We start from the raw sequence: 1,618 nt of genomic DNA, 5'->3' as shown, positions 1-1,618 counted from the left end.
GAACAGAGCACACGGTGTTCGAGGTCGATTGCTCGCGAACCCAATCGCAGGTCGTACAACTGCAGAAGGGCTACGTCAGCGCCCAGTTGACCCGCCCGGACCCGACCGGCGCCTGGACCGGGGCGGTCGCCGGAATCAAAGTCACGGCCCAGTGAGGCTGACGAGCCTGGTGCGGACGCCGCTGGACGTGCATTGGACCCAGCCCAACGTGTGGTGGAGGGACTACTGATGCCAACCGTAGATGCTGCCCTCGATCCGTATCGTAACTGGACCGAGCCTCGCGACGGAGTCGGAGTCGGGTCGAACCCATTCCGGCTCGCCAGCAAGGTGAAGTCAGGAGCCTCCCTCGACGAAGTCTCAGGGGCTTGGGCCGCCCACGCACTTTTGCCCGGGCTGGAGGCACTCTGGCTATCAAGTCGCGAGGCGTGGCTGTTCCAAGACATCGACTAYGGCCAATGGGGCCTCCACATTCTGGAACCCGCGACGGCGGCAGCGCGCACCGACGCCGAGCGAGCGAGCCGACCGAAAGACTTTGTGCCGAGCGACGCAGTCATCGGCGAGTTCCTTGGCGACACGGACCTCTTGGTACTGGAAGCCAACGGCGGCGTCTTGGTCGCACAGCCCCTGGACCCGCGCAGTGACTGGCCACTGGCGGCGTCGACGCTGTCCGAGTTCCTGACCCTGTATCTCGAAGCTGTGGGCGATAAATACTGGGAGAGCTCCTGACCTCGACCTGAGCGCCCGGAGTGGAAGGGCCTGCGACCGGCCGCTGGCCCATGCGAGCTTCGTCCCCCTGCTCCGGGGAGCAGCCGCTGAAACCCGTGCCCTGCGATCCGAAGGTGTCGACATGCCCGCCTTCGTGATGACCCGCAAGGCGCTTGTCGTCCTCTCCGTCATCGCCGGTGGGCTCTGGATCGTCTTTGCGGTCCTCGCATTCCTGGGTGAGTCCGCCTCCCCGTTGGTTCCGATCGCCTGGACAATTGTGCTTGCCCTCCAGGGCCGCCGCTGGAGATCCTTGCCGCGGTGAATGCCAGGTCAGCTGTGCGGCCGGCAGCGGACCAGGCGCTGAACTTCCAGGAGCTGCGAGTCATCCGCGGTTCCMTTCGCTTGCGGCCCTCAGTGGCCGGCATGAGTCAGATCTCCGGATGCTTGGGGTCTTTGGCGGGGAGCGGGGTTCGCTGTCGCTGCCCGGTGCTCATGGCTCATGGCTCATGGCTCATGGCTCATGGCTCATGGCTCATGKCTCACCCTACCCATTCTTGGTCCACAGTGGCGATGGTTTGCTGAGCGCAGACCTTGCCCGGGCTAAGGAGACACGCAAAGGCCAGGATTCCCCGGCTGCCGGCGGTGGAACCCTACGATGGTAGGGATGAACTCCACCCGGAAGGCCTCGTACGCAGCCGCTGTGGCCCTGCTGCTCGCGGTCTCGCCGTTGGTCGTTGCGCTGCCCGCGGCGGCTGCGCCCTGCAAGTCTGCCGGCCTTCTTCCCGTGAAGATCTGCCCCGCCTCACCGACGCCGGTCCCACCGTCCGCTTCCCCGGCGCCCAGTGTGACTCCCCCGGGCAGCACAGCGCCGCCGTCGGACCCCGCGCCGCCCCAACCACCGTCTCAGCCGCCG

The 1,618-nt window shown here is 66.5% G+C and carries 2 protein-coding genes and 1 pseudogene; all 3 read left to right on the top strand.

All coding sequences use genetic code 11. The features are described from left to right. Positions 1-228: 228 nt before the first annotated feature. Entirely contained in the window at positions 229-726 is a 498-nt protein-coding gene (locus AC1D1S_RS21090; protein ID WP_476945336.1) for a hypothetical protein, read from the top strand. Positions 727-847: 121 nt separating this feature from the next. Next, positions 848-1,027, top strand: coding sequence for a hypothetical protein (locus AC1D1S_RS21085; RefSeq protein ID WP_243181311.1), 180 nt, complete (start codon positions 848-850; stop codon positions 1,025-1,027). A gap of 342 nt (positions 1,028-1,369) precedes the next feature. Next, positions 1,370-1,618: pseudogene (locus AC1D1S_RS21080) on the top strand (hypothetical protein); the annotation flags it as partial.

It is taken from the genome of Arthrobacter sp. P1_A5 (genome assembly GCF_056406825.1).
This window is presented reverse-complemented; position numbering and strand designations above follow the sequence as displayed.